Annotated in this window: 21 protein-coding genes; 17 read left to right on the top strand and 4 right to left on the bottom strand. The window is 50.5% G+C overall.

Annotation, left to right across the window (positions count from 1 at the left end; all coding sequences use genetic code 11):
- Positions 1-163 precede the first annotated feature (163 nt).
- From clpP to ispG, 3 genes are all read left to right on the top strand, one after another.
- Positions 164-754: an ATP-dependent Clp endopeptidase proteolytic subunit ClpP gene (clpP, locus tag NYE26_RS24065; protein WP_036726029.1), complete on the top strand. Its 591-nt coding sequence runs from the start codon at positions 164-166 to the stop codon at positions 752-754.
- 12 nt (positions 755-766) lie between these two features.
- The gene (gene clpX, locus NYE26_RS24060) at positions 767-2,023 is read left to right on the top strand and encodes an ATP-dependent Clp protease ATP-binding subunit ClpX (RefSeq protein WP_209876883.1); all 1,257 of its coding nucleotides are present in this window, start codon (positions 767-769) and stop codon (positions 2,021-2,023) included.
- Between the two features lie 130 nt (positions 2,024-2,153).
- On the top strand, positions 2,154-3,299 hold the full coding sequence (gene ispG / locus NYE26_RS24055) for a flavodoxin-dependent (E)-4-hydroxy-3-methylbut-2-enyl-diphosphate synthase (RefSeq protein ID WP_209877026.1): 1,146 nt from the start codon (positions 2,154-2,156) through the stop codon (positions 3,297-3,299).
- An 85-nt stretch (positions 3,300-3,384) separates the two neighbouring features.
- Here ispG and NYE26_RS24050 read toward each other — a convergent pair whose 3' ends face one another.
- Genes NYE26_RS24050 through NYE26_RS24035 form a run of 4 tightly spaced genes read right to left on the bottom strand, consistent with a single transcriptional unit; the run spans position 3,385 to position 7,456 of the window.
- Positions 3,385-4,506, bottom strand: a complete 1,122-nt coding sequence (locus NYE26_RS24050) for an endospore germination permease (protein ID WP_339250661.1) — start codon at positions 4,504-4,506, stop codon at positions 3,385-3,387.
- A 33-nt stretch (positions 4,507-4,539) separates the two neighbouring features.
- Positions 4,540-4,749, bottom strand: a complete 210-nt coding sequence (locus NYE26_RS24045) for a hypothetical protein (RefSeq protein ID WP_209876889.1) — start codon at positions 4,747-4,749, stop codon at positions 4,540-4,542.
- Positions 4,746-5,951 carry a Ger(x)C family spore germination protein gene (locus tag NYE26_RS24040; protein ID WP_339250658.1) on the bottom strand — a complete coding sequence of 402 codons (1,206 nt, stop codon included), beginning with the start codon at positions 5,949-5,951 and terminating at the stop codon, positions 4,746-4,748. Before NYE26_RS24040 ends, NYE26_RS24045 begins: the two co-directional genes overlap by 4 nt.
- A 41-nt stretch (positions 5,952-5,992) precedes the next feature.
- On the bottom strand, positions 5,993-7,456 hold the full coding sequence (locus NYE26_RS24035; protein ID WP_209876893.1) for a spore germination protein: 1,464 nt from the start codon (positions 7,454-7,456) through the stop codon (positions 5,993-5,995).
- A gap of 188 nt (positions 7,457-7,644) precedes the next feature.
- On the opposite strand from NYE26_RS24035, the gene lonB reads away from it, so the two are divergent.
- The 14 genes from lonB to NYE26_RS23965 all read left to right on the top strand — a co-directional run bounded on the left by lonB (position 7,645) and on the right by NYE26_RS23965 (position 24,279).
- Positions 7,645-9,354 (top strand): ATP-dependent protease LonB, encoded by a 1,710-nt coding sequence (lonB, locus tag NYE26_RS24030; RefSeq protein ID WP_339250655.1) that lies wholly within the window; start codon positions 7,645-7,647, stop codon positions 9,352-9,354.
- A 233-nt stretch (positions 9,355-9,587) separates the two neighbouring features.
- On the top strand, positions 9,588-11,981 hold the full coding sequence (lon, locus tag NYE26_RS24025) for an endopeptidase La (RefSeq protein ID WP_339250653.1): 2,394 nt from the start codon (positions 9,588-9,590) through the stop codon (positions 11,979-11,981).
- Positions 11,982-11,993: 12 nt separating this feature from the next.
- A complete protein-coding gene (gene yihA / locus NYE26_RS24020) occupies positions 11,994-12,659 on the top strand; it encodes a ribosome biogenesis GTP-binding protein YihA/YsxC (RefSeq protein WP_036726020.1) in 666 nt (221 codons plus the stop codon).
- 30 nt (positions 12,660-12,689) lie between these two features.
- A complete protein-coding gene (locus tag NYE26_RS24015) occupies positions 12,690-13,277 on the top strand; it encodes a non-ribosomal peptide synthetase module (protein ID WP_339250651.1) in 588 nt (195 codons plus the stop codon).
- Positions 13,278-13,378: 101 nt separating this feature from the next.
- Positions 13,379-14,161 (top strand): CpsB/CapC family capsule biosynthesis tyrosine phosphatase, encoded by a 783-nt coding sequence (locus NYE26_RS24010; protein WP_339250649.1) that lies wholly within the window; start codon positions 13,379-13,381, stop codon positions 14,159-14,161.
- Positions 14,162-14,247: 86 nt separating this feature from the next.
- Positions 14,248-16,263, top strand: coding sequence for an S-layer homology domain-containing protein (locus NYE26_RS24005; protein WP_339250646.1), 2,016 nt, complete (start codon positions 14,248-14,250; stop codon positions 16,261-16,263).
- Positions 16,264-16,361: 98 nt separating this feature from the next.
- On the top strand, positions 16,362-17,138 hold the full coding sequence (locus tag NYE26_RS24000; RefSeq protein ID WP_083678063.1) for a Wzz/FepE/Etk N-terminal domain-containing protein: 777 nt from the start codon (positions 16,362-16,364) through the stop codon (positions 17,136-17,138).
- Positions 17,119-17,805: a CpsD/CapB family tyrosine-protein kinase gene (locus NYE26_RS23995; RefSeq protein ID WP_209876903.1), complete on the top strand. Its 687-nt coding sequence runs from the start codon at positions 17,119-17,121 to the stop codon at positions 17,803-17,805. The genes NYE26_RS24000 and NYE26_RS23995 overlap by 20 nt, the downstream gene beginning before the upstream one ends.
- A 41-nt stretch (positions 17,806-17,846) precedes the next feature.
- A complete protein-coding gene (locus tag NYE26_RS23990; RefSeq protein ID WP_339250642.1) occupies positions 17,847-19,679 on the top strand; it encodes a nucleoside-diphosphate sugar epimerase/dehydratase in 1,833 nt (610 codons plus the stop codon).
- Between the two features lie 23 nt (positions 19,680-19,702).
- Positions 19,703-20,365, top strand: coding sequence for a hypothetical protein (locus NYE26_RS23985; protein WP_339250640.1), 663 nt, complete (start codon positions 19,703-19,705; stop codon positions 20,363-20,365).
- Positions 20,366-20,367: 2 nt separating this feature from the next.
- Positions 20,368-21,447 carry a stalk domain-containing protein gene (locus NYE26_RS23980; RefSeq protein WP_339250638.1) on the top strand — a complete coding sequence of 360 codons (1,080 nt, stop codon included), beginning with the start codon at positions 20,368-20,370 and terminating at the stop codon, positions 21,445-21,447.
- 109 nt (positions 21,448-21,556) lie between these two features.
- Complete coding sequence (locus NYE26_RS23975) at positions 21,557-22,186, top strand: sugar transferase (RefSeq protein WP_339250637.1); 630 nt, start codon at positions 21,557-21,559, stop codon at positions 22,184-22,186.
- A complete protein-coding gene (locus NYE26_RS23970) occupies positions 22,187-23,065 on the top strand; it encodes an NAD-dependent epimerase/dehydratase family protein (protein ID WP_339250636.1) in 879 nt (292 codons plus the stop codon). It begins immediately after the preceding gene.
- Complete coding sequence (locus NYE26_RS23965) at positions 23,062-24,279, top strand: glycosyltransferase family 4 protein (RefSeq protein WP_339250635.1); 1,218 nt, start codon at positions 23,062-23,064, stop codon at positions 24,277-24,279. The genes NYE26_RS23970 and NYE26_RS23965 overlap by 4 nt, the downstream gene beginning before the upstream one ends.
- Positions 24,280-24,304: the final 25 nt, after the last annotated feature.

Genomic DNA, 24,304 nt, shown 5'->3' with positions numbered 1-24,304 from the left:
ATGAATCCGTCAATTGGCATTGTCCGTGGAATTGCGTTATAATGGCATGCACATGAGCAATGCGGTTTAGGGGCACAGTGAATAAATGACATCCCGCTTTGAACGTGTTAAAATATTTCTGAAACGGAAAGACTAATCTGTATAGAGAAAAGAGGTTGGTGGCATGAGTCTGGTACCAATGGTTGTGGAAACGACAAGCCGGGGAGAACGCTCATACGATATCTATTCCAGATTGCTCAAGGATCGCATCATCTTCCTGAGCAGTGCGATTGACGATGATGTCGCCAATCTGGTTATTGCGCAGTTGCTGTTCCTGGCAGCAGATGACCCCGAAAAAGACATTCACTTGTACCTCAACTCGCCCGGTGGTTCTGTCACAGCCGGCATGGGTATATATGATACGATGCAATATATCAAACCGGATGTTTCAACGATTTGCGTAGGGATGGCAGCCAGTATGGGATCATTGCTCCTGACAGCCGGAGCGCCCGGCAAGAGATATGCGCTGACCAACAGCGAGGTCATGATTCATCAGCCGCTTGGCGGCGTTCAGGGGCAGGCGTCCGACATCTGGATTCATACCGACTGGATTCTCAAGACCAAGGCGAAGCTGAATCAGATTTATGTAGAGCGCACAGGTCAGCCCCTTGACAAAATCGAACGGGATACAGACCGCGATAACTTCATGAGCGCGGAAGAAGCGAAGGAATACGGGCTCATTGACCAGGTACTCTCTTCACCGATCATATCTTAAAGGGGTGGTAAGATGTTTAAATTTAACGATGAAAAAGGACAATTGAAATGTTCCTTTTGCGGGAAATCACAAGAGCAGGTTCGTAAGCTCGTAGCGGGACCTGGCGTTTATATATGTGACGAATGCATCGAGCTGTGCACGGAGATTGTGGAAGAGGAGCTGGGCCACGAAGAAGAGCTGGATATGAAGGATATTCCGAAACCGAAGGAAATCCGTGATATCTTGGATCAATACGTTATCGGCCAGGAGCAAGCGAAGAAATCGCTCTCCGTTGCTGTATACAATCACTACAAGCGTGTCAACAGCCAGAGCAAGATTGAAGATGTGGAGCTGACGAAGAGCAACATTCTGCTGCTCGGACCTACAGGCTCCGGTAAGACCCTGCTGGCGCAGACGATGGCGAAGATCATCAACGTGCCTTTTGCCATTGCAGATGCCACTTCCCTTACGGAAGCCGGTTATGTGGGTGAAGACGTTGAGAACATTCTCCTGAAGCTGATTCAAGCGGCTGATTATGATGTGGAGAAAGCCGAACGCGGCATTATCTATATAGACGAAATTGACAAGGTAGCGCGTAAATCCGAGAACCCGTCCATTACCCGTGACGTATCCGGTGAAGGCGTTCAGCAGGCGCTGCTGAAGATTCTGGAAGGTACAGTCGCTTCGGTTCCACCGCAAGGCGGACGCAAGCATCCTCATCAGGAATTCATTCAGATCGATACTACGAACATTCTGTTCATCGTGGGCGGTGCCTTCGACGGCCTGGAGCAGATGATCAAGCGCCGTATCGGCAAAAAAGTCATCGGCTTCAACGCTGCGGTTGAAGGACAGAAGGACCTCAAGGCCGGTGAATACCTGTCCATGGTATTGCCTGAGGACCTGCTGAAGTTCGGTCTTATCCCAGAGTTCGTCGGCCGTCTGCCGGTGATCTCGACCTTGGAGCCGCTTGATGAGAGCACCCTGGTACGTATTCTCTCCGAGCCTAAGAATGCGCTCGTGAAGCAGTATGTGAAGCTGCTGGAGATGGATAATGTAGCTCTGAAGTTCGAACCGCTTGCTCTTGAAGCGATTGCGAAGGAAGCGATCAAGCGCAACACTGGTGCCCGCGGACTGCGTGCCATCATCGAGAGCATTATGCTTGATGTGATGTACGAGGTGCCTTCACGGGATGACATTAAGGATTGTGTCATTACCGAGGAGGTTGTTAAGGAGAAGTCCCTGCCGGAGCTTAGTCTCAAGAAGGATAAGAAAAAAGAAGAAAGCGCGTAAGCCAGGCTTAAATAACCGGGCCTGACACGGCTTAACAATACAGCTCAGGGTCTCCACTTTCTCCCGCACACCCCGCATGACCTGCGGGGGCGGGGAGGGTGGAGCTTTGATCGTTATGGGGGAGAAAACCATGTTCCTGAGACACCAGACCCGTCCCGTCAATGTTGGCGGAGTGATTATCGGGGGTAACAACGAGGTTGCCATCCAAAGCATGTGTACGACCAAGACCGCCGATGTAGAAGCAACCGTGGCCGAGATTCTGCGGCTGGAGGAAGCCGGCTGTCAGCTCGTGCGCGTAACGGTCAACAATGAAGAAGCGGCAGCAGCAATTAAGGAAATCAAGAAGCAGATTCATATCCCGCTCGTAGCGGATATTCATTTCAATTACAAGCTGGCCCTGCTGGCGATTGAGAACGGCATCGACAAGGTGCGGATCAATCCCGGTAATATCGGACGCCGTGATAAGGTGGAAGCTGTCGTTAAGGCCTGTAAGGAGAAGGGGATACCGATCCGTATCGGCGTTAACGCCGGTTCACTGGAGAATCACCTGCTGGAGAAATATGGTTATCCTACACCGGAGGCGATGGTGGAGAGTGCCTTGTACCATATCGGCATTCTGGAGGAGCTGGACTTCCACGATATTATCGTATCGCTGAAGGCGTCCGATGTGCCGATGGCCATCGAAGCCTACCGCAAGGCAGCGGAGGTCATTCCTTATCCGCTGCATCTGGGGATTACCGAGTCCGGTACTCTGTTCGCAGGAACAGTGAAGAGCTCCGCCGGGATCGGCGCGCTGCTCTCCATGGGCATCGGCAGTACAGTGCGGATCTCCCTGAGTGCTGATCCGGTGGAGGAAGTGAAGGTAGCGCGTGAACTGCTGAAGACCTTCGGTCTCATCTCGAATGCGGCAACTCTGATCTCCTGCCCGACCTGCGGACGCCTGGATATTGACCTCTTCTCGATTGCGAACGAAGTGGAGGAGTACATCTCCAAGCTGAAGGTGCCGATTAAGGTATCCGTCCTCGGCTGTGCGGTGAATGGTCCGGGGGAAGCCAGAGAAGCGGACATCGGCATCGCCGGTGCGCGCGGAGAAGGGCTGTTGTTCCGTTACGGCAAGATGATCCGCAAGGTGCCTGAGGCGGAGCTGGTCTCCGAGCTGAAGAAGGAGATTGACATTATTGTGGAGCATTTCGAGGCGACCGGCGAGATTCCCGGCCGCAGTCATGCCGGACTGGCTCCGGCCGCTGCGCTCAGCAATTCGGAGAACGGGAATTAACAGAACGCCCCGTTCGTTACGAACCCTGTCCTAATTATAATTATGTCCATGTACCTGAAGTGCCCCGCTGCAGAAGTCTGTCCAATCAGACGTTTGCACCGGGGCGTTTTTTTATGCGAATCTTACGTATAGTCTTCTTCAACAAAGTTAGCATATAGAGCAGTAAGGGAAGAATCACCAAGAAGATGAACGCGAAATTCCCCCATACTTTTGCAATGATTTCATTAACATAAACGGTATTGATATAAGTATTCCAAGCGATGATGATGAACAATACAGCCAGGGGATAGATGAGATAGTCCTGCTTCCGCAGATGGAAGACGGATTGCAGCCCCTTCAGAATGGAGAAGTAGAGCAACGAGATTTTGATGAAAAAGGTCAGTACCCAAATGGTGATCAGAATGCCTTCGACCCGCTGCAGAATATTTCCGATATTGATCGTTTTGGCCAGTGCATAGGCGGGGAAGGTGCTGTTCTCCGTCTGTTCAATCCCAAGAATGAGCAAGCTGAGCAGTACAATGATGCTAAGGACCATGCCGCCTGTGAACGTGCCCAGCAGAAAGGCCCGCTCCCCGCTTTTTGGCTTCCTGACGAGTGGCAGGAAGGTCATCAGCACGATGAGTTCCTGAAACACAGCGGATTGATAGCCGCCAAGGAGGATAGGAGGTAACCCCCCTTCCAGGACCGGCTTGATATGATTCCATTCGATTTTGGGAATCAGGGCCAGCACAAGAATCAGGAACAGGAACAGCACCCAGGGGAATAATAATTCGCATACTCTGGCAAATACGACTACCCCTGAACTGACACTCACTATGGCAGCGATCAGGAAGATAATCTGGACCGCTTCAATTGGTGTTTCGGGCAGAATCTCACTGGTGATGAAGAAGCCGAGGTCGCCCAGCAGCGTACCGGTGAGAATCATGAAATAGAACAGATACAGTAGCGAGACAATTTTGCCAACCCATTTGCCGAAACCCGCTTCGAGTATTTCATAGAGATCTCTGCCGGGATACAGGCGGGCAACCGCGAGATACAGGATGACCATAATCAGATTAATCAGGAGGCTGCAAAGAGCAGCGACCCAGGCATCTTCTCTTGCAGTATGTGCTAATCCGCTTGGGATGATCAGAATGGAAGTTCCGATGGTGAGTCCGAAGGTCATGATATAGAACTGCCGTAAGGAAATACCCGAACGATTCTTCACAGGTGGTTCACTCCCTCGCTCATGAAAGTTATTTCAGGACAGAAGCTGCATGATACTGCGTACCCAGTCGAGCGGCCTGAACTGAGGCAAGTCTGCCATGTCCAGTAAGGTTGCCGCAACCGTAAGACTCCAGAGACTATAGAAGGCGGCTGCATCCCGCAGTGACCGTAGCCTAATTACGGCAGGTGTCTTCAGGATCAATACCAGTAACAGAAAGAACAGCAGAATCAGATTCCAAGTCATTTTTCCTCTATCTCCTGTTTCAAGGGTTGGATGATCGAACCGATGCGCTGAATCACTATCTTGGAGCGTACTTTTACCTTGACGGTTCTGAAGCTGTCCTCCCAATTCTCGCGGTACGTTCGCCACAGACGGGGATACTTCCGGTGTAGGGCTTCGCCGAACCCGAAGATGTCAGCGCCGTATTTCTGCTGGACCTCCCGGATATTTTGCGTGAGGCTGAGGTCATAATCCTGCTCCAGATTCCTCTGAATATCTTCGATGCTGGCCGGATTATTCAGATTAAGCTTGCCTTGAATCGTGGTGAGATTGGCTTCAATATTTAGCCTTACCGTAAATTCAGGCTTGCCCTGTGCATCTAGCCGGACGTCCAGATTGCTGTCTGAACGGGTTATTATGAAGCCTGCAAGTCCGCCTCCGGGACTGTGTTCATTGCTAACTGTGGAGTCTACTTCATCCAGGACATAATTGACCGTTTTGCTGCCAGGTTCGTCCAGCCAGCCAACCAGCTTGTCTTTTTTGAACACTGCGATTCCCGCATGCTCGATCATGGTCTTCGGGCTGATCGTATCCACATTATTCACGGACCCTCCATTCTGCCCGTCTCCATTCAGTTGCACACCGGACATCACCGGATTGGAGCCGCCGCGCTCCAGCTCGGTAATGAACTGCTGGAGGGTCACTTTCCCGGTGGCTGCCCATTTTTTATGCGAGACCAGAATCGAAGAATACAGGGAGTTCGCCGGAATATGCTCGAATGGAGTGATAATTTCCAGTATCTTGGAAGCCTTGGATTCCTTCGCCACCAGCAGGAAGAAATCCGTACGCAGCTCATGGTTGCGTGAGATGAAATCCAGCACATCGCTGACTCCCCTGCGGGCCAAGGCCTCTCCGATGACTAACACGCGGATGTGGGCCAGATACAGCATACGCGGAGTCATGCTCAACATACGCTGCAACGCATCGGGAACAGTTCTGCCAATGGCCTGATAAGTCACCACAGGCACCCCCCCGGAGCTGCCTCCCTTCTGGTTGCCCGCCTCCCCGGGATTCATCACCTGAACAGTGACGGCATAGCCGCCCGGATCGAGATCAATGCCGAGCGCCATGACGAGCGCCAGATCATTCAGCTCTTTGCGGCTCCAGCATCCGGTGAGCAAGGTAAGGCTGATGATCAGAAGGATACACAGGAATTTTCTCCACATGGCCAGCAGTCCTTTCGTTGAAGAGAGTTCATGTCGCACTGCTAATTCTGCCCAAAATACTTCTTCATGGTGCGCCGGGATAAGCGGATGAACGTATCTTTCTGGCTCTGCCGGCGCATGGGGGCAAAAGAGGTCATGTAAGGGATGCCCATAGATTCAAGGCTGCACAGATGCAATCCCAGAATAATCAAGGCAATGATGATTCCGAATAGACCGAAGGAAGCGGCAATAACCATCAGGACAAACCGCAGCATCCGCACGGAAATCCCCACATTGAAGGCAGGCAAGGTGAAATTGGCGATGGCTGTAATGGATACGACGATAACCATGGCCGCCGAGACAAGCCCTGCATCGACCGCCGCTTGACCAATCACCAGCGTTCCGACGATGGACACCGACTGGCCGATCGACTTGGGCAGACGGATGCCGGCCTCGCGCAGAATCTCGAAGGTAATCTCCATGATGAAGGCTTCAAGGAAGGCCGGAAAAGGAATCCCCTCGCGCTGCCCGATCAGACTGATCAGCAGGGTGGTCGGAATCATCTCCTGGTGGAAGGTAGTGATCGCTATATAGAAGGAGGGAGTCAACAGTGCGATGGCAAAGCAGAAGAAGCGAAGCATCCGGACCAGAGTGGCAAAATCACTCCGCTGGTAATAATCCTCACTGGACTGGAAGAACTGCACTAATAGCGCTGGAACCACCAGGATAAACGGGGTGCCCTCCACCAGAATGGCGATCCGGCCTTCCAGCAGTGCGGATGCGGCCGAATCCGGCCGCTCCGTATTATAGACAGTCGGAAAGGGGCTGTAGCGCTGGTCCTGAATCATCTCCTCGATATAGTTACTCTCCAGCACACTGTCGAGCTTAGCGGCATCCAGCCGCCTGCGCAGCTCCTGCAGCACTTCGGGATCGGCATTGCCTTCAATATACATCACTGCGACATTGGTCTGGGTCTGCTCTCCAAGCTTCCGCTGTTCAATACGCAGCTTGGGGTTCTGGATACGCCGGCGGATCAGCGCCGTGTTCTCCCGCAGGGATTCGGTGAAGCCTTCACGCGGCCCTCTTACTACAGATTGGGATACCGCGTCTTCCACTGAACGCTGCTTCAGCGCTTCTGTACCGGCAGATAACGCATGCGTGCTTCCATCGATATAGATGACCGAGTTGCCGGCCAGCAGCTCCGTCTCTACCTCTGTATAATTAGTAATCCCTCCAACCTTGCCGAGGGAGAGTGTTCTGTCCTGCAGCAGCTTCAGGCAGCGCTCCGGCTGCGGTTCACTGAACTCATTGAACTGGCCCGCGTCTTCATGAATGGCCTTCATCAGAGCCTGCGGATCAGCCATTCCTTCAATATATACAACCACTACAGACGAGGGTCCGAGTGTAATGAATCGGTAGATGATATCTGTACTTGTGCCCAGACGGACTTGTATTCCCTCTATAAAAGCGGACAGAGAGTCCGGCAGTTTCTCCTGCGGCGAGCCTGCGTTCTCCAGCTGTGTCATGTTCATTCGCCTCCCATCATCCCGTATAGTCTCTCCGTATGAGGTGATCCTATGCAATCTATCGGCAAGGAAGGAGACGGGGCTGCGGTTTTTTTGCTGCGGGAGTTTACGAATGTCTGAAACGGCTATACTACCTAGTAGTAGCTGAATACAGAATAGGCAGACGGAAGGATACAGGAGGGTGACCTATGGAACTAAGTATATTGCTGATGGTCGTGCAGCTCTTTTTCGCGCTGGTCATCGGCGTTTATTTTTGGAATCTGCTGCGGGGACAGAAGACGAACAAGACAGCGGTGGACAGGGAATCGCGCAAGGAGCTGGACAAGCTGCGGAAGATGCGAATGATCTCACTGACCAAGCCGCTCTCGGAAAAGACACGCCCCGCCTCCATCGACGATATCGTCGGACAGAAGGATGGGCTGCGCGCCTTGAAGGCCGCGTTATGCAGTGCCAATCCGCAGCATGTTATTATCTACGGGCCGCCGGGTGTAGGCAAGACGGCAGCGGCGCGGGTAGTTATGGAAGAAGCGAAGAAGAATACGTTATCGCCATTCAAACGCGATGCCAAATTCACCGAGATCGACGCCACTACGGCGCGCTTCGACGAGCGCGGCATTGCCGATCCGCTGATCGGCTCTGTGCATGATCCGATCTATCAGGGAGCGGGGGCCATGGGGGTGGCCGGAGTCCCACAGCCGAAGCCGGGCGCAGTAACCAAGGCGCATGGGGGAATTCTGTTCCTCGATGAGATTGGCGAGCTGCATCCGATTCAGATGAATAAGCTGCTGAAGGTGCTGGAAGACCGCAAGGTGCTGCTGGAGAGCGCCTATTACAACTCGGAAGACAGCAATACACCAGCGTATATCCATGATATTTTCCAAAATGGCCTGCCTGCCGATTTCCGGCTGGTCGGAGCCACGACACGTTCGCCGGACGAGATCTCGCCGGCGCTGCGTTCGCGCTGCATGGAGATTTATTTCCGTCCGCTGCTGCCGGAGGAGATTGCCGTGATCGGACGGGATGCCGTCCAGAAGATCGGGCTGAAGCCAAGCCCCGAAGCGGTCGAGGTCGTGCAGCAGTACGCTACGAACGGCCGCGAGGCGGTGAATATGATTCAGCTGGCTGCGGGCCTTGCCTTGACCGAAGGCCGGGATACGCTGAGCGCTGCGGAAGTGGAATGGGTCGCCAGCAGCAGCCAGCTGCCGCTGCGGACGGAGCGCAAGATACCATCCGCCCCGCAGGTCGGACTGGTCAACGGCCTTGCCGTCTACGGGCCCGGCATGGGCACACTGCTGGAGATTGAGGTCTCAGCCGCGCCAGCCCTTAATGGGCCGGGCAGGCTGAATATCACCGGGGTAGTCGATGAAGAGGAGACACGCGGAGGCTCGCGGACTGTGCGGCGCAAGAGCATGGCCCGGGGTTCGATTGAGAATGTGCTGACCGTCCTGCGCTCCATGAAGCTGGAGCCGGACAAGTATGACCTGCACATTAACTTCCCCGGCGGGACGCCGATTGACGGCCCGTCCGCCGGGGTGGCCATGGCGGTAGCCATCGTCTCTGCCATCCGGCAGCTGCCGGTGGACAACACGGTGGCGATTACCGGCGAGGTCGGCATCCATGGCCGGGTGAAGCCGGTCGGCGGCGTAGTCGCCAAGGTGGAGGCTGCCTTCCAGGCGGGAGCAACGACTGTGCTGATTCCGAAGGAGAACTGGCAGTCGCTGTTCGCCGATCTCGGCGCGCTGCGGGTGATCCCGGTAGACACGGTGGAGGAAGTCTTCCGCCACCTGTTCGGCACCGATACGGCAGACATCAGAATGCCCGCCGTATCCGGCGAGACCTTCTCTTCGGCGCCTTCACTGCTGAAGGCGGATGCTTCGGGCGAGAGTCTGCCCGGGTAAGACGGGCACAGAGTAGAATCCCCTGGCGGGTAGCTGCCGGGGGATTTTTTTTGACGGATTAGGAGGGGGAGCAGCAGCGGCATAGGACACGAATGTTCGGCGAATACTACATACCGATGGGTGAGCGTGCCAATAACGCCAATTGCGGACACGGGTTGTTGGTGTTTTCATGCGGCTTTTGTTAGAATGAATGCATATGACACTACTTATGAACCATGGGAGGTGCGAAAGCGATGATACAAAATAAATCCAAAGGTCGTCGTTTTCCTTTATTACCGCTTAGAGGTCTTCTTGTATATCCCAGTATGGTTCTGCATCTGGATGTAGGCCGTGAGAAGTCCGTCCGGGCACTAGAGAAAGCTATGGTTGAAGATAATCTTATTCTCCTCTGCTCCCAATCAGAAGTTAATATTGAGGAGCCGGGGCAAGAGGATATATTCCGCGTGGGTACAGTGGCGAATGTGCGGCAGATGCTGAAGCTTCCCAATGGTACGATCCGTGTGCTGGTGGAAGGCGTAGAGCGGGCTGAGATCATTCATTATACGGACAACGAGGAGTACTACGAGGTGATGGCGCGTGAGCTGCCGGAGCAGGAGGATGTGGACCAGGAGAGCGATGCCCTGATGCGCAGCGTGCTGAGCCAGTTCGAACACTACATCACTTTGTCCAAAAAAGTAACGCCGGAGACGCTCGCTGCGGTCTCCGATATTGAGGAGCCTGGGCGGCTGGCGGATGTCATCACCAGTCATCTGGCGCTGAAGATCAAGGACAAACAGGAGATCCTGGAAACCATTGACGTCAGCAAGCGTCTGGAGAAGCTGCTCGATATCCTCAATAATGAGCGAGAAGTGCTGGAGCTGGAACGTAAGATCAGCCAGCGTGTGAAGAAGCAGATGGAGAAGACCCAGAAGGAATATTACCTGCGTGAACAGATGAAAGCGATCCAGAAGGAGCTTGGCGAGAAGGAAGGCCGGGCCGGTGAAGCCGATGAGCTGCGCACCCAGATGGAAGAGAAGAATCTGCCGGAGCGGGTGCAGGAGAAGATCCTGAAGGAGATCGACCGTCTGGAGAAAATGCCGGCAAGCTCGGCCGAAGGCAGCGTCATCCGCAACTACGTGGATTGGCTGCTCGGTCTGCCCTGGAGTGAAGCCACGGAAGATGATCTGGATATCCGTAAGGCGGAAGAGGTGCTGGACGCAGACCACTACGGTCTGGAGAAGCCGAAGGAACGGGTACTGGAATACCTGGCCGTGCAGAAGCTGGTCAAGGGTCTGAAGGGGCCGATTCTGTGTCTGGTAGGTCCTCCGGGTGTCGGCAAAACCTCGCTCGCCCGCTCCATCGCCCGCTCCCTGAACCGCAAGTTCGTCCGCATCTCGCTGGGCGGCGTGCGGGATGAAGCCGAGATCCGGGGTCACCGCCGCACGTATGTCGGTGCAATGCCGGGCCGGATCATCCAGGGGATGAAGACGGCAGGCAGCATCAACCCGGTCTTCCTGCTGGATGAGATCGACAAGATGGCAGCGGACTTCCGCGGCGATCCGTCGGCGGCCCTGCTGGAGGTGCTGGACCCGGAACAGAACAATACGTTCAGCGATCACTTCGTAGAGCTGCCGTTCGACCTGTCGAACGTCATGTTCGTCACTACGGCGAATGCCGTGCACAACATTCCGCGTCCGCTGCTGGACCGGATGGAGATGCTGTTCATTCCCGGCTATACGGAGCTGGAGAAGCTGCAGATTGCCAGCCGTTATCTGCTGCCGAAGCAGCGCAAGAGCCATGGCCTTGCGGAAGAGCAGCTGTCCATCGGAGACGATACGCTGCTGAAGATTGTCCGCGAGTACACCCGCGAATCCGGGGTGCGGAATCTGGAGCAGCAGATTGCTGCCCTCTGCCGCAAGGCGGCGAAGCAGATTGTCTCGGAAGAGAAGGAACGCGTCAGCATTCTTCCGGAGGAGATCAAGGATTACTTGGGAGCCTCCAAGTTTCGTTATGGAATGGCTGAGCTGGAGGATCAGATCGGTACCGTTACCGGGCTGGCCTGGACAGAGGTTGGCGGCGATACGCTGCTGATTGAAGTCACGGTGGTTCAGGGCACCGGGAAGCTGACGCTGACCGGACAGCTCGGCGATGTAATGAAGGAGTCGGCGCAGGCCGCCTTCAGCTATACCCGCTCGAAGGCGGAGGAGCTGGGGCTTGCCCCTGATTTTCACGAGAAGAACGATATTCACATCCATATTCCCGAAGGTGCGATTCCCAAGGACGGCCCGTCCGCAGGGATTACAATCGCCACGGCGCTGATCTCCGCGCTCACCAAGCGTTATGTCTCCAAGCATGTGGCCATGACCGGCGAGATCACGCTGCGCGGACGCGTATTGCCGATCGGAGGTCTGAAAGAGAAGTCCCTGGCAGCCCACCGTGCAGGCTACAAGAAGATTCTTATGCCGAAGGACAATGAACGCGACCTCAAGGATATTCCTGAGAGTGTCCGTAATGATGTCGAGTTCGTGCCGGTATCCCATATGGACCAGGTGCTGCAGCACGCGCTCGTAGACCACGCAGAAGAAGTTAACACCGGCTCAGATTCAGATACAGAAATAAGCATTGAAGCGCCCAGTAGTGTGCATTAGAAAGGAAGTCTTATGAAAGTTAACAACGCCGAATTTATTATCAGTGCCGTAGGCCCTGACCAATACCCAGTGGATGCCTTGCCGGAGATTGCTCTGGCAGGGCGCTCCAATGTAGGGAAGTCCTCTCTGATCAACCGGATGATTAACCGCAAGAATCTGGCCCGCACCAGTTCTACACCGGGCAAGACGCAGCATATGAACTATTATCTTGTGAATGAGAGCATGTATTTCGTTGACTTCCCGGGCTATGGCTACGCCAAGGTCTCGAAGACACAGCGCGCCTCCTGGGGCAAAATGGTCGAGAAGTACATGGCAGAGCGCGAGACGCTGAAGATGGTCCTGCTTGTCGTGGATCTGCGCCATCCGCCGACAGCCAATGACAAGATGATGTTTGACTGGCTGAAGCACTACGATCTGCCGCTCTGCGTAGTGGCTACCAAAGCGGACAAAATTCCGAAGACCCGCTGGCCGAAGCATATCAAGGTAATGAAGCAGGAGCTCGGTGTGCTGCCGGGAGACAGCTTCATTGCGTATTCATCAGAGATTGGACTTGGCAAAGACGAATTATGGGAACTTATAGATAGACATACTCTACCCACCGAAGAAGAGCTTCCGGCAGAACCGGATGATCAGGATTCCGGGGATGAACCGCAGCACGAAGCGCCTTCCGAGACTTAAGGGTTTGTCATTAAGAATTGAGGGATGTTTATGGCTCAGCGTCTGGCGATGGAATATGTGAATGCAACGATGCAAATGACCGAATTTCAGCTGAACCAGTTTCTGCTGACCGCTGATACCAGCTATATCAGTCACCGTGTGAAGGTACTAGGCGCGGGCGAACAGGAGATTGTGCTGGAGGAGGCCGGAGGCGAGGAGGTCCATCTGTCTTTTGAACGCAAAGGCGGCATCTATATGGGTTCCTTGTCCTGCAGGGTGGTGAATCCTCATCTGATTAATGCAGTCCGCAAACTATTCTTCATGTATAAGGGCACGGGGACCGTAAACCGGATTTATAAGGATCTTACAATGATGTACTACTATGAAGGCGGCTCGGTGCGCCGGATCTCGGAAGTGAGACCGGGCGGCACCAAGCTGATCTATCAGCATAAATATTCAGTGGCAGAGATGCTGGCTGTCTACAAGCGTCAGACGATAGAATGTGAGATTGAGCAGCTCCGTCAAGAGATTGATAGACTGCTCGATATGCGCAACCGTAGTCAGCAAGAGGCAGTAATTAAGGAAGTCGATGAGAGACTTGCAGAGGCGGCCGTCCGGCTGTTCCGACTGGAAGCATAAATGATATTGTTTTAAAATTTGGCAATCATTTCCTAGTGAAATGGTTGTATTTTTTTGCGAAAACTATACATATCCTCTACGAAAGGACCGATAAACAACATATGATAGATATCCATAGCCACATTCTACCCTTCATGGATGACGGAGCCGCTGATTACGACGCCGCTCTCGCCATGGCGCTTGACGCCCATAACGATGGTATTACAACTGTAGTGGCTACCCCCCACCATGCGAACGGAGTCTATATGAATCCGGCTCCGGAGATTGAGGCGGCGGTGCGGGTGCTGAACGCGAAGCTGCAGGAGGCAGGCAATCCGCTGGTCGTGCTGCCCGGGCAGGAGATCCGGATCTACGGAGAACTGCTCGATGATCTGGAGCGCGGACAACTGCTGACGCTTGCCGGTTCCCGGTATATTCTGCTGGAGATGCCCTCTTCGCGGGTGCCCCGCACGATGGAGGAGACCTGCCATGAGCTGGTCATCCAGGGAATGGTGCCGGTTATCGCCCACCCGGAGCGCAATGCGGAGGTTGCTGCCGATCCGTCTAAGCTGCTGCGTTTAATAGAGCTTGGCGCCCTGGGACAGGTAACCGCACAGAGTATAGCCGGCGTCTTCGGCAGTAAGCTGCAGAAGCTGTCGCTCGAATTATGCCGGCAGCATGCCGTGCATATTATTGCATCGGATGCGCATGATTCTATGCATCGACCCTTTGGATTAAGCGAGGCTTACGGAGTGGTGCGGCGGGAATTGGGAGAAGAGTCAGTCGACTTTTTTCTACAAAATGCGCGCGATGTGCTTGCAAATAACGAGATTAATCGAGTGAATTCTATTCAATCTAACAGCAAACTTCATAGATTGTTCGGATTTTTTTCTCGTAAAGGGTGACCTTCCGTGTCATTAATGGTAGAATGGGTATTACTGGATTCTTGCACTAGTATTAATACAAATACATACCAAGAGGTGGATGACAAGTGACTTTGAAGAAAAAATTAGCAGTATCTACACTAGCAGTAAGCATGGCAGCGGCATCCGTTGCCGGATTCCCGTTCAGCAGCAAGGGGCTGGCTGAACATTTTGGAGTGAGTACAGCTTCCGCAGCAGCAGTATCGCAGGCAGATGTGAAGGCGAAGGTTGAGAAGATTTATGCTCAGCTGACAGAAGCCGACAGATTAGCGCTTCTGAATTACAAAAATCAAGCAAACGCTGTGGATCTTGCAGCATTCAGAGAAATTTTCAAGCCAGTACTTGAGAATCTCACCTTCCTAAATGACGCGGACGTGGTGACTGCCCATGCAGCATTCAAGAGCGTATCCAGTGTAGTCTATGATGTATATGATAAGGATTACACTGCAATTAAGGATATCCGCTACAATGTGGATAACGTAGCCCTGTTGAAGAAGATTGCAGCTGAGGCTGGCGTAAAGAATCTTACAACGGATCATTTCATTGAATTCCTGTTCGGAGATAACGGTGTTGAAGCTGAGCTTCGCGCATTGGTCAGCAGCAAGACAAGTGCTGAACTGCTGGAGATTGTTGCTAATCCTGCAAGCCAGGATAAATTGATTAATGATGCTATTACTACAGTACTTAACCATAACACAGGTACTGGAGCCCTTACAGTAAGCCAGGTAGTGTACAATCTTCACATTTCTCCTGATGATGTTAAGGAGAGCCTGAAGAACCTGAATATTGCAGTTCCAGCAACGAAGCCAGCAGTGAAAGCCCTTGCTACAGCTTATATCAAAGCTTACGGCTTCAGCGATGGCGGTACTACTAACCCTCCTGGAACTGGCACAGGTGGCGGTGGCGGTGGCGGCACAGTAACTGCTCCGGTTACGAACCCTACAGCTACACCAGGTCTGTACGATGTATCTAAGCTGGTAACGATTGTGGGCGACAAAGCAACCCTGAAGCTCGTAGATGCTGACGTACTGAAAGCCTTCGATGCACTGGTTGCTGCCAATGCCGGTAAGACAGGTCTTACACTTACCCTGAACCTGGGTACAGTGAACGCGGCAACCGTAGAAGTGCCATTGTCCAAAGCAATCATCGAAGCAGCCAAGGCGAAAGGCATTGCCAACATTGCGATTACTTTCAACGGCTTGACCGTAACGATTCCGGTAGGACAGTTCAGTGAAGCTATTACACTGACTACTTCCACTGTAGCAGATACAACCGTAACTTCCTTGTCCAGCATGAAGCTGGCATCCAGCGTATATGACTTCGAACTGACTGTGGGCGGTGTGGTTACAACCACTTTCAAGGAGCCAATCATCATCAAGCTGCCGCTTAAGAATACAGAAGGCCTTGACCGTGAACTGCTGTCCGTTGCGAAGGTAGTCTACAAAGAATTGCAATACCAGGGCGGTGTTGTAGATGGTGATTACATCACTGAACCACGTGACGGCTTCTCTTCCTACGCTGTACTGGAGAACAAAGTCAGCTTCAAGGATGTTGCAAGTGTTCAGGCTTGGGCTGGAAGACAGATCTCAGTCGTAGCAGCCAAGGGCGCTATTGAAGGCGTAGGCAACGGCAACTTTGCTCCGAAGAACAATGTGACCCGTGCAGAATTCGCCAAGATGCTGATCCGCGCACTGAACCTGGAGAACAACTCCGCGAAGCAGAGCTTCGGTGATGTAAGCTCCACTGCCTGGTATGCTCCTTACGTAGCTGTTGCTGCTGAGAAGGGAATCATTACTGGACGCAGTGCAGCCCAGTTCGATCCTAATGCAACGATTACCCGTGCTGAGATGGCAACGATGATTGCCCGTGCCGTGAAGTCGCAGAAGCCGGAAGCTGCAACGAATGTCAGCTCCCTCAGCAAATTCTCCGATGCAGGCAAGATCGCTGCTTCCCTGAAAGACGGAGTAGCCTTCGCTGCCAGCAACAACCTGGTGATCGGTAACGCCGGCAAGTTTAACCCTAACAACACAGCTACACGTGCTGAAGCTGCAGTTATTATCTACCGTACAATCAACTTCAAGTAAGTAAATAGTATTGTGGAGAGCCTCCTCTCGTCGTATAGAGAGGAGGCACTTTTTTAGGATATAGGGTATAAGAATTTACAGCTTGGAGGGAAATGCACTTGTCAGCACAAGAATTGGATTTGCGCGATTATTTCCAGATTGTCAGGAAGAGACTGTGGATGATTATTAGCATTGTTATCGTGGCTTGTGTTCTTGCCGGGATCTACAGCTTATATATCAAGAATCCTGTCTACGAAGCTTCAACGAAGATCATTGTTAATCAGACGCCTACCCAAGCTACGGCAGCACAGCTGGATCTGAATCAGATCAATACCAACATTCAGCTGATCAATACGTACAAGGAAATTATCAAGACTCCGGCGATCCTCGATGTTGTGGCTAAGAACTACCCGCAGTTCGGGATTACGGCAGAGGAAATGCTGAAGAAGGTTAACGTGAGTTCTGTAAATAATACGCAGGTGATGACACTTGTCGTTCGAGATAATTCATACCAGAGAGCCGCAGAGATCGTGAATGCCATATCACTTGTATTTAAGCAGGAGATTCCGTCCTTGTTCAACGTACAGAATGTGTCCATCCTCAACGAAGCCAAGCTTAATCCGCCAGTTGCACCCGGACCGGTAGAGCCGAATGTGGTCATGAACCTCGCCATTGCTTTTATCGTATCCCTGATGATTGGTCTGGGGATCGCCTTCCTGCTGGAGTATCTCGATGATACGCTGAAGACAGAAGACGACATTAAGAAATACCTTGGACTTCCGACTATAGCTATGATTACCCGGCTGGGCCAGGAAGAAACCAAGACCACCGGGCAGCAGGCTCAGACACAGAGCAGAAAGGCGGGGGAACTCGAGCATGTCACAGCAGCCAAATAAACAACGTCATCTGATCACCGTGACCAACCCGCGTTCGCCGGTATCCGAAGCCTTTCGGGCACTGCGCACGAACATAGATTTCTCCTCTGTAGATGAACAGATCCAAATTATTATGGTCACTTCTTCCGGACCGGAGGAAGGAAAATCAACCGTTACTGCCAACCTGGCCGCTGCGTACGCGCAAGCGGATAAGAAGGTGCTGCTGATCGACGGTGACTTGCGTAAGCCTACAGCGCATAAGACTTTTACACTGAGTAACCGGTATGGGTTGTCCTCCTTGCTCTCGCAGCAGGCGAATCTGTCCGATGTGATTCAGGAATCCGGTGTGAACAACCTGTATCTGATGACATCTGGCCCGATTCCTCCGAATCCCGCTGAGATGATGGCCTCCAACCGGATGAGTGCGGTGCTGCAGGAGCTGCGTCAATTATATGATGTGATTCTGATTGATACTCCGCCGCTATTGGCCGTTACAGATGCACAGATTGTTGCCTCCAAGAGTGATGGCGTAATTATGGTGGTCAGCTACGGTAAGGTGAAGCGCGATATTGCAGCTAAGGCGAAGGCCAATCTGGACCGGGTCGGGGCCAAGATGCTGGGCGTGGTCCTTAACAATGTGAAGCGCAAGGCCAGTGAAGGCTACTACTATTACTACTATGGCAATTGAATTGTTTAATAGATAAAATGTTGTTTTTGGAGGCACTGAAAATGACAGCGAAAACCAGAGTGTTGGTATTATTCATGATCGATGTTGCGATCATATGGTTCAGCATCGTGACGTCCTACCTGTTCCGGTTCTACAATGAGATTCCGCCGGAATATGTGGTACAGATGATCGTGTTCGGCGTAATCTCCACGGTGGCCATCGGGGGAAGCCTGGTCTATTTCGGACTCTACCGCAGAATGTGGCAATATGCCAGTATTAACGAGATTATATCGGTTCTCAAAGCTATTGTAGTAGGAGCGGTGTTATCTTACGCTGCCGCATATCTGATCCTGCCCGAGCGCGTGCCATTCAGCATAGAAGTCCGGTCGATGGAGACGGTTCTGCTGCTGGTGGGAGGCGTCCGCTTCTTCTGGAGAGTCTTCCGAAGTGACCGGAGCAATAATAAGAATACAGAGCTTCATACACTTATTGTCGGGGCCGGAGATTGCGGAATCCTGATTGCCAAAGAACTGACGGGACCTTCTTTCGCGGACACCCGGCTGGTTGGATTCATTGATGACAGCGCCGATAAATATCACTTGTCCATACTGGGTGTACCTGTACTGGGTAACCGTTATGATATTCCGCGGATTGTGAAGGAGAAGGAGATTCACGAGATTATTATCGCGATGCCCTCGGTCTCCAGAACCCAAATATCCGAGATTATTAATCTGGCCAAGGCTACAGGTGCGAAGCTGAAGATTATTCCGGCACTGAATGACCTGATCGCTGGCAAGATCTCTGTCAAGAAGCTCCGCGATGTCAGCGTAGAAGACCTTCTGGGCCGTGAGCCGATTGTTGCAGACATGAACAGTATTCTGGGCTATGTTCATAACAAGACCGTACTGGTTACGGGGGCAGGCGGTTCGATCGGATCCGAGCTATGCCGCCAGATATCCCCTTTTGCACCGGACAAGCTGCTGATTCTGGGACACGGCGAGAACAGTATCTATACGATTGAGATGGAGCTGCGCAAGAGCTTCCCTTACCTGGAGATCGTGACCGTAATTGCTGATATTCAGGACCGCACCCGGTTAATGGATGTATTCCAGAGCTACAAGCCGCAGGTGGTCTTTCATGCAGCAGCACATAAGCACGTTCCTCTGATGGAGCGCAACCCTTCCGAGGCCATCAAGAATAATGTCTTCGGGACCCGCAATGTAGCCGACTGTGCTGACATGTATGGTGCAGAGCGCTTCGTGATGATCTCTTCCGACAAGGCCGTGAACCCGACCAGCGTCATGGGGGCTACGAAGCGGATTGCGGAGATGTATGTACAGAGTCTTAATGTAACAAGTCCTACCAAGTTCTCTGCGGTACGCTTCGGTAACGTATTGGGCAGCCGGGGCAGCGTCATTCCCGCCTTCAAGCAGCAGATTGCAGCCGGTGGACCTGTCACCGTAACGCATCCCGAGATGGTCCGTTACTTCATGACTATTCCCGAGGCTGTTCAACTGGTGATCCAGTCCGGTTCCTTCGCGAATGGCGGAGAAGTCTTTGTTCTGGATATGGGTGAACCGGTTAAGATCCTGACGCTTGCGGAGGATCTTATAACACTGTCGGGTTACGAGCCTTACAAGGACATCGACATCACCTTCTCAGGCGTCCGTGAAGGCGAGAAGCTGTATGAAGAACTGCTGACCGATGAGGAGAACCTGGGTTCCACTCAGCATGACCGGATTTTCATCGGCAGACCTAATGTCATCACCCGGAGCCAGATGGAGCTGGAATTCAAACGGTTAGAACGGGTGATCACCGAAGATGCAGAAGCCATCCGCGAAGTGATTAACCAGATCGTACCGATGCAGCCAGTGATCCAGGCAGCCATTAGCTAATTAGAGATGTGGAGGTACCTGAAGTGAAAAGATGGAAAAAAGTATTGATCTGGACGCTGTCGGTCATCGTGGTGTTAGGGGTTGGCGGACTATTCGCAGCCAATTATGCTGTCGACAAGCTGATGAATTCTATGGCTGGCGGCTTCGATGTGGAAGCTGGCAATACGCCTAGTGTTCCTCAGGGACAAGTGATTGAGCCTGTGGTAGCAGATAGCGACCCGTCTGCAGAGCCAGCAGCTTCCGTTGATCCTTCTTCAACCGCTACACCAGATAGTACGCCTGCTTCCAGTAATGCCGGTGAGCCGGCAGCTGCCAGCACGGACAAGCCTGCAAGCACTCCTGCTCCAACACCTGCGGGTGTGGATGGATTAGCCCATATCTCAACGGACAAGGCCAAGGAAGTTCAAGAGAACGTAACGATCACAGATAAAGCGAATGTGGCAGCAATCGTAGCTAAGCAGCTCAGTGTCTCAGATATCAAGAGATTGCAAGAGTTAGCCCAAGGCGGACTAACAACAGAAGAGAAGCGGGAAGCCCGCAGCATTATCCTCGGCAAGGTCACAGAGGAGCAATATAACGAATTAGCTCAGATTGCCAAGAAGTACGGCGTTAGCCAAGGCAAGACCCGGGATCAGATTCTGGCTGAAGAAGAGAAACTCAAAGCCCAAGAAAAAGGAAGTGAATAGGCATGTTCAAGATCAAGATTCCAGCAGCAGCACTTCTGAGCGTAGCCTTAATGGGCTGTGAGCCCCTGACGGCATCGGCTCCAGTTACTGTAGCGGCGGCTACTCCTGTAGCCACTGCAACAGCAGCACCTATTCCTGTAGCCACTGCAACAGCAGCACCTATCAAAGCATCCAATTCCATCAAAGTACAGAATGTGGATGTGACGATGCTATTCGATGGTGTAGCACTGCAGCCGCCAGCCGGACAACATGTGTTCATGTACAATAACACCACTTATGTCCCTTTGCGCTTCATGTCGTATGCCCTGCAGAAGAGCGTAAGCTGGGATGCCAAAAACCTAAAGGTAACCGTAGCGGAGCCAAGCAGCTCAGAGATGGTAGTCATTAAGGAATACCTGATGAATGCGACTTCCAGTCCTTCTTTTACAGCCAAGAATATTACGCTGAACAACGTTAAGGCAAGTTATGTATTTAACGGGAGTACGAAGGCATTGCCCCAAGGCCAGTCCAGTTATCTGCTGAACGGCTCGATCTATGTCCCTCTAAGATTCTTATCGGAATCTGTAGGAAATTCCATTAGCTGGAATCCGAAAACAAAGACCATTACAGCAAATTCCAAGAACTACGAAGAAAATACGGCTTCTGCGAAACCAACCGACAAGGGTCCTAGCCCATCTGCAAGTGCAACACCGGCACCAGCAGCAACTCCAACAGCTGAATCAGGTGGAGCAGCAGGCGGTTCAGGATCGGCAGGAACAGGGTCCGGTAAGGTTTCTTATGAGAGTATCACTAGTGAGACTGAGGCGAAGTTAAATGCGCTAAAATCACAAAGTACTTCTACTTTGTTTGGAATTGCTTTGGAATATGTGAATGCTACAGATGCTGCAACTAAGCAAAGTATTAAGGCCAAAGGGATAGAGCAACTAGCTTCTTTTAAAGCTTCATTTAACAGTATAATCGCTGACGCTGAACAAAAACTAAACACTAATGGATATAGCACAGCTATTATTGCTCAATATAGAGCTGCCTTTGAGGCTGAACTGGATAATGGAAGAGCTGCAGCTGAGGGTTTGGGGAAATAATAGATTTAAAAAAAGTATCAATATCAGAACAAACATGGTTTACAGTTGTAGGATGCATTCTATTCAACCGTAGCTGTAAACCATAGTATCTCAAGGACAAGGTGAGCGTATGAAGCCTTATATTATCGTCAAACAAACTTTAGATTTCATATTGGCTCTAATTGGAATGCTCCTGTTATGGCCTTTTTTCTTGATTATTGCCGTGGTGATCAAGTCCACATCTAAAGGACCTGTTCTATTCCGGCAAAAGCGGTTAGGCAGGAACAAGAAAGAGTTTTATATTCTCAAGTTCAGAACCATGCGTACAGATACACCAAGCGATATGCCTACACATCTGTTGCAAGACCCAGACTTTTTCATTACCAAAGTGGGCAAATTCCTTAGGAAGACAAGCTTGGATGAGCTTCCTCAGATTATAAATATTCTCAAAGGCGACATGAGCATAGTAGGCCCGCGCCCTGCGCTGTGGAATCAATATGACCTGATCGCGGAGCGAGATAAGTATGGAGCGAATGAGATTAAGCCTGGGCTTACGGGATGGGCGCAGATTAATGGGCGGGATGAACTACCGAATGAAGTGAAGGCTAAGCTTGATGGAGAGTACACACAGAGAATCTCTCTAGGATTGGATCTTAAAGTATTCTGTATGACGATCCTCAGTGTGCTGAAGTCAGATGGGGTTAGAGAAGGCGCAGTGAGCACAGAAGCCCCCCCCAACACCAAAGGAGCCTCGTTATAAATGGAGAAAAAAAGAATTCTTATCACAGGTAAGGGGAGTTATGTAGGTACAAGCTTCATCAACTGGGTAAAGCAATGGCCCGAGCAATACGAAGTTGAAGAGTTGTCAGTACGAGGTGAAGCCTGGAGAGAGCATGATTTCTCAGTTTATGATGTTGTGCTGCACGTAGCTGGTATAGCGCATGTGTCGACTGATCCAAGTATGGAGCAGGAGTACTATAGAGTTAATCGTGATTTAACGATAGAAGTTGCTAGAAAGGCAAAGCAAGAGAAGGTAAAGCAGTTTATTTTTATGAGTAGTATTATTGTGTATGAAGATAATGGTAGGGTTACACTTATCGATAGTGATACCCCAGCGAATCCTAGTAATTTTTATGGGAGGAGTAAACTACAAGCTGAAAAGGGTATACGAGGACTTGAGGAAGAGAAGTTTAAAATAGCAATATTAAGGCCCCCAATGATATATGGAAAAGATTCTAAGGGCAACTATAGGAAAATGGCTCGAATATCAAGAAAAATTCGAGTTTTCCCTGATTTCTATAATAAAAGAAGTATGCTACATATTGATAATTTGTGTGAGTTATTGAGACTTATCATAAATAATGAAGATAAAGGGTTCTTTTATCCCCAAAATAAAGAGTATTCTTCAACAACAGAAATGGTTAGGCTAATATCTCTTGTCCATGGAAACAAAATTCATTTCACAAAGATGTTTAATCCGGTTATGAAAATAACAGTAAAAAAAATAAGCATATTTCGAAAGATATTTGGAGATCTAATTTATGATCAGAAGATTAGTGTTTACAAAGAGAATTATCAAATTAGAACTTTAAAGGAGTCAATCAAGTTATCAGAAATTATAAACAGGAATGAGACATGAAATTGAAAAAGAAAATTCTAGTTATTGCACAATACTTCTTTCCAGAACAATTTAGGATAAATGATATTTGCTCGGAATGGGTGAAAAAGGGTTATGAAGTCACAGTAGTTACTGGTATTCCTAATTATCCTCAAGGTGAATATTATAAAGGTTATGGAATTTTCAAAAAAAGAAAAGAAATATATAACGGTATAAATATTCTGAGGATTCCACTGATTCCCCGTGGTAAAAGTTCGATTATGTTAATGATGAACTATCTCTCTTTTGTTATATCAGGCTTCTTTTGGAGTGTTTTTACTAGAATTAAAGCAGATTATGTTTTTATTTATGAAGTATCGCCAATGACTCAAGCATTACCTGGTGTTTGGTATGCGAAAAGAATAAAAATACCCTGTTATTTGTACGTTACAGATTTATGGCCAGAGAATGTTGAGATTGTGGCTGGGATTAAAAATCAACGTATTCTAAAAAGTATAGGTATTATGGTTGATTATATATATAAACGTTGCAATAGAATTTTCACCTCTTCTGAAAGTTTTATAGAGGCTATATCCGAACGAGGTATAGAAAATAATAAAATAGAATTTTGGCCTCAGTACGCTGAGGATTTTTATGTCCCAATAAATAATGGAAATGTTCATGTAAGTGAAATACCACAGGATGGAAAATTTAATATAATCTTTGCTGGGAATATTGGTGTTGCTCAGGGGTTAGATGTATTGGCTGATACTGCTCTAAAACTTAAAGAGGTAGGTGCAAAAGTTAGATTTAATATTGTGGGTGAAGGACGATACAAAGAAACTTTAATTAATTTGGTAAAAGAGTATGGTGTCGATAATATGTTCAATTTTATTGACAAACAACCTAGTTTACTTATACCTGATTTTATGTCCGTTTGTGATGCCACTTTGATATGTCTTTCCAGAAGTAAAGTATTCTCTATAACGTTGCCCGCTAAAACTCAATCTTGTCTCGCTTGTGGAATTCCGATATTAGTTTCTGCAGATGGAGAAATTCAAAAAGTTATAAGTGAAGCCGAGGCAGGTTTTTGTAGCAATGCTGGAGACGCTGGTGGTTTAGCTGAAAACATATTAAGGATGGTATCGTCTACAAAGGGTGATCGTGAGGATATGGCTCAAAATGCTCTACGATATTATCATACTCACTTTAACAAAGAAAAGCTTTTGAATCGAATGGATTTTTGGTTAAACTAATTAAAGTTGATTGGAGATAATGTGA

It is taken from the genome of Paenibacillus sp. FSL P2-0136, from assembly GCF_037975325.1.
GTDB classification, from domain to species: Bacteria; Bacillota; Bacilli; order Paenibacillales; family Paenibacillaceae; genus Paenibacillus_AQ; species Paenibacillus_AQ silagei.
The sequence above is the reverse complement of the archived record's forward strand: the minus strand, read 5'-3'. Positions and strand labels throughout refer to the sequence as shown.

Excerpts from the sequence above, each read along its gene's own strand:
- NYE26_RS23975 (WP_339250637.1), top strand. The coding sequence starts at position 21,557 with ATGAAGCCTTATATTATCGTCAAACAAACTTTAGATTTCATATTGGCT.
- lonB (WP_339250655.1), top strand. The coding sequence starts at position 7,645 with ATGGAACTAAGTATATTGCTGATGGTCGTGCAGCTCTTTTTCGCGCTG.
- clpP (WP_036726029.1), top strand. The coding sequence starts at position 164 with ATGAGTCTGGTACCAATGGTTGTGGAAACGACAAGCCGGGGAGAACGC.
- lon (WP_339250653.1), top strand. The coding sequence starts at position 9,588 with ATGATACAAAATAAATCCAAAGGTCGTCGTTTTCCTTTATTACCGCTT.
- NYE26_RS23980 (WP_339250638.1), top strand. The coding sequence starts at position 20,368 with ATGTTCAAGATCAAGATTCCAGCAGCAGCACTTCTGAGCGTAGCCTTA.
- NYE26_RS23990 (WP_339250642.1), top strand. The coding sequence starts at position 17,847 with ATGACAGCGAAAACCAGAGTGTTGGTATTATTCATGATCGATGTTGCG.
- yihA (WP_036726020.1), top strand. The coding sequence starts at position 11,994 with ATGAAAGTTAACAACGCCGAATTTATTATCAGTGCCGTAGGCCCTGAC.
- NYE26_RS23995 (WP_209876903.1), top strand. The coding sequence starts at position 17,119 with ATGTCACAGCAGCCAAATAAACAACGTCATCTGATCACCGTGACCAAC.
- NYE26_RS24035 (WP_209876893.1), bottom strand. The coding sequence starts at position 7,456 with ATGACACAGCTGGAGAACGCAGGCTCGCCGCAGGAGAAACTGCCGGAC.
- ispG (WP_209877026.1), top strand. The coding sequence starts at position 2,154 with ATGTTCCTGAGACACCAGACCCGTCCCGTCAATGTTGGCGGAGTGATT.
- NYE26_RS23965 (WP_339250635.1), top strand. The coding sequence starts at position 23,062 with ATGAAATTGAAAAAGAAAATTCTAGTTATTGCACAATACTTCTTTCCA.
- NYE26_RS24015 (WP_339250651.1), top strand. The coding sequence starts at position 12,690 with ATGGCTCAGCGTCTGGCGATGGAATATGTGAATGCAACGATGCAAATG.
- clpX (WP_209876883.1), top strand. The coding sequence starts at position 767 with ATGTTTAAATTTAACGATGAAAAAGGACAATTGAAATGTTCCTTTTGC.
- NYE26_RS24010 (WP_339250649.1), top strand. The coding sequence starts at position 13,379 with ATGATAGATATCCATAGCCACATTCTACCCTTCATGGATGACGGAGCC.
- NYE26_RS23970 (WP_339250636.1), top strand. The coding sequence starts at position 22,187 with ATGGAGAAAAAAAGAATTCTTATCACAGGTAAGGGGAGTTATGTAGGT.
- NYE26_RS24045 (WP_209876889.1), bottom strand. The coding sequence starts at position 4,749 with ATGACTTGGAATCTGATTCTGCTGTTCTTTCTGTTACTGGTATTGATC.
- NYE26_RS24040 (WP_339250658.1), bottom strand. The coding sequence starts at position 5,951 with ATGTGGAGAAAATTCCTGTGTATCCTTCTGATCATCAGCCTTACCTTG.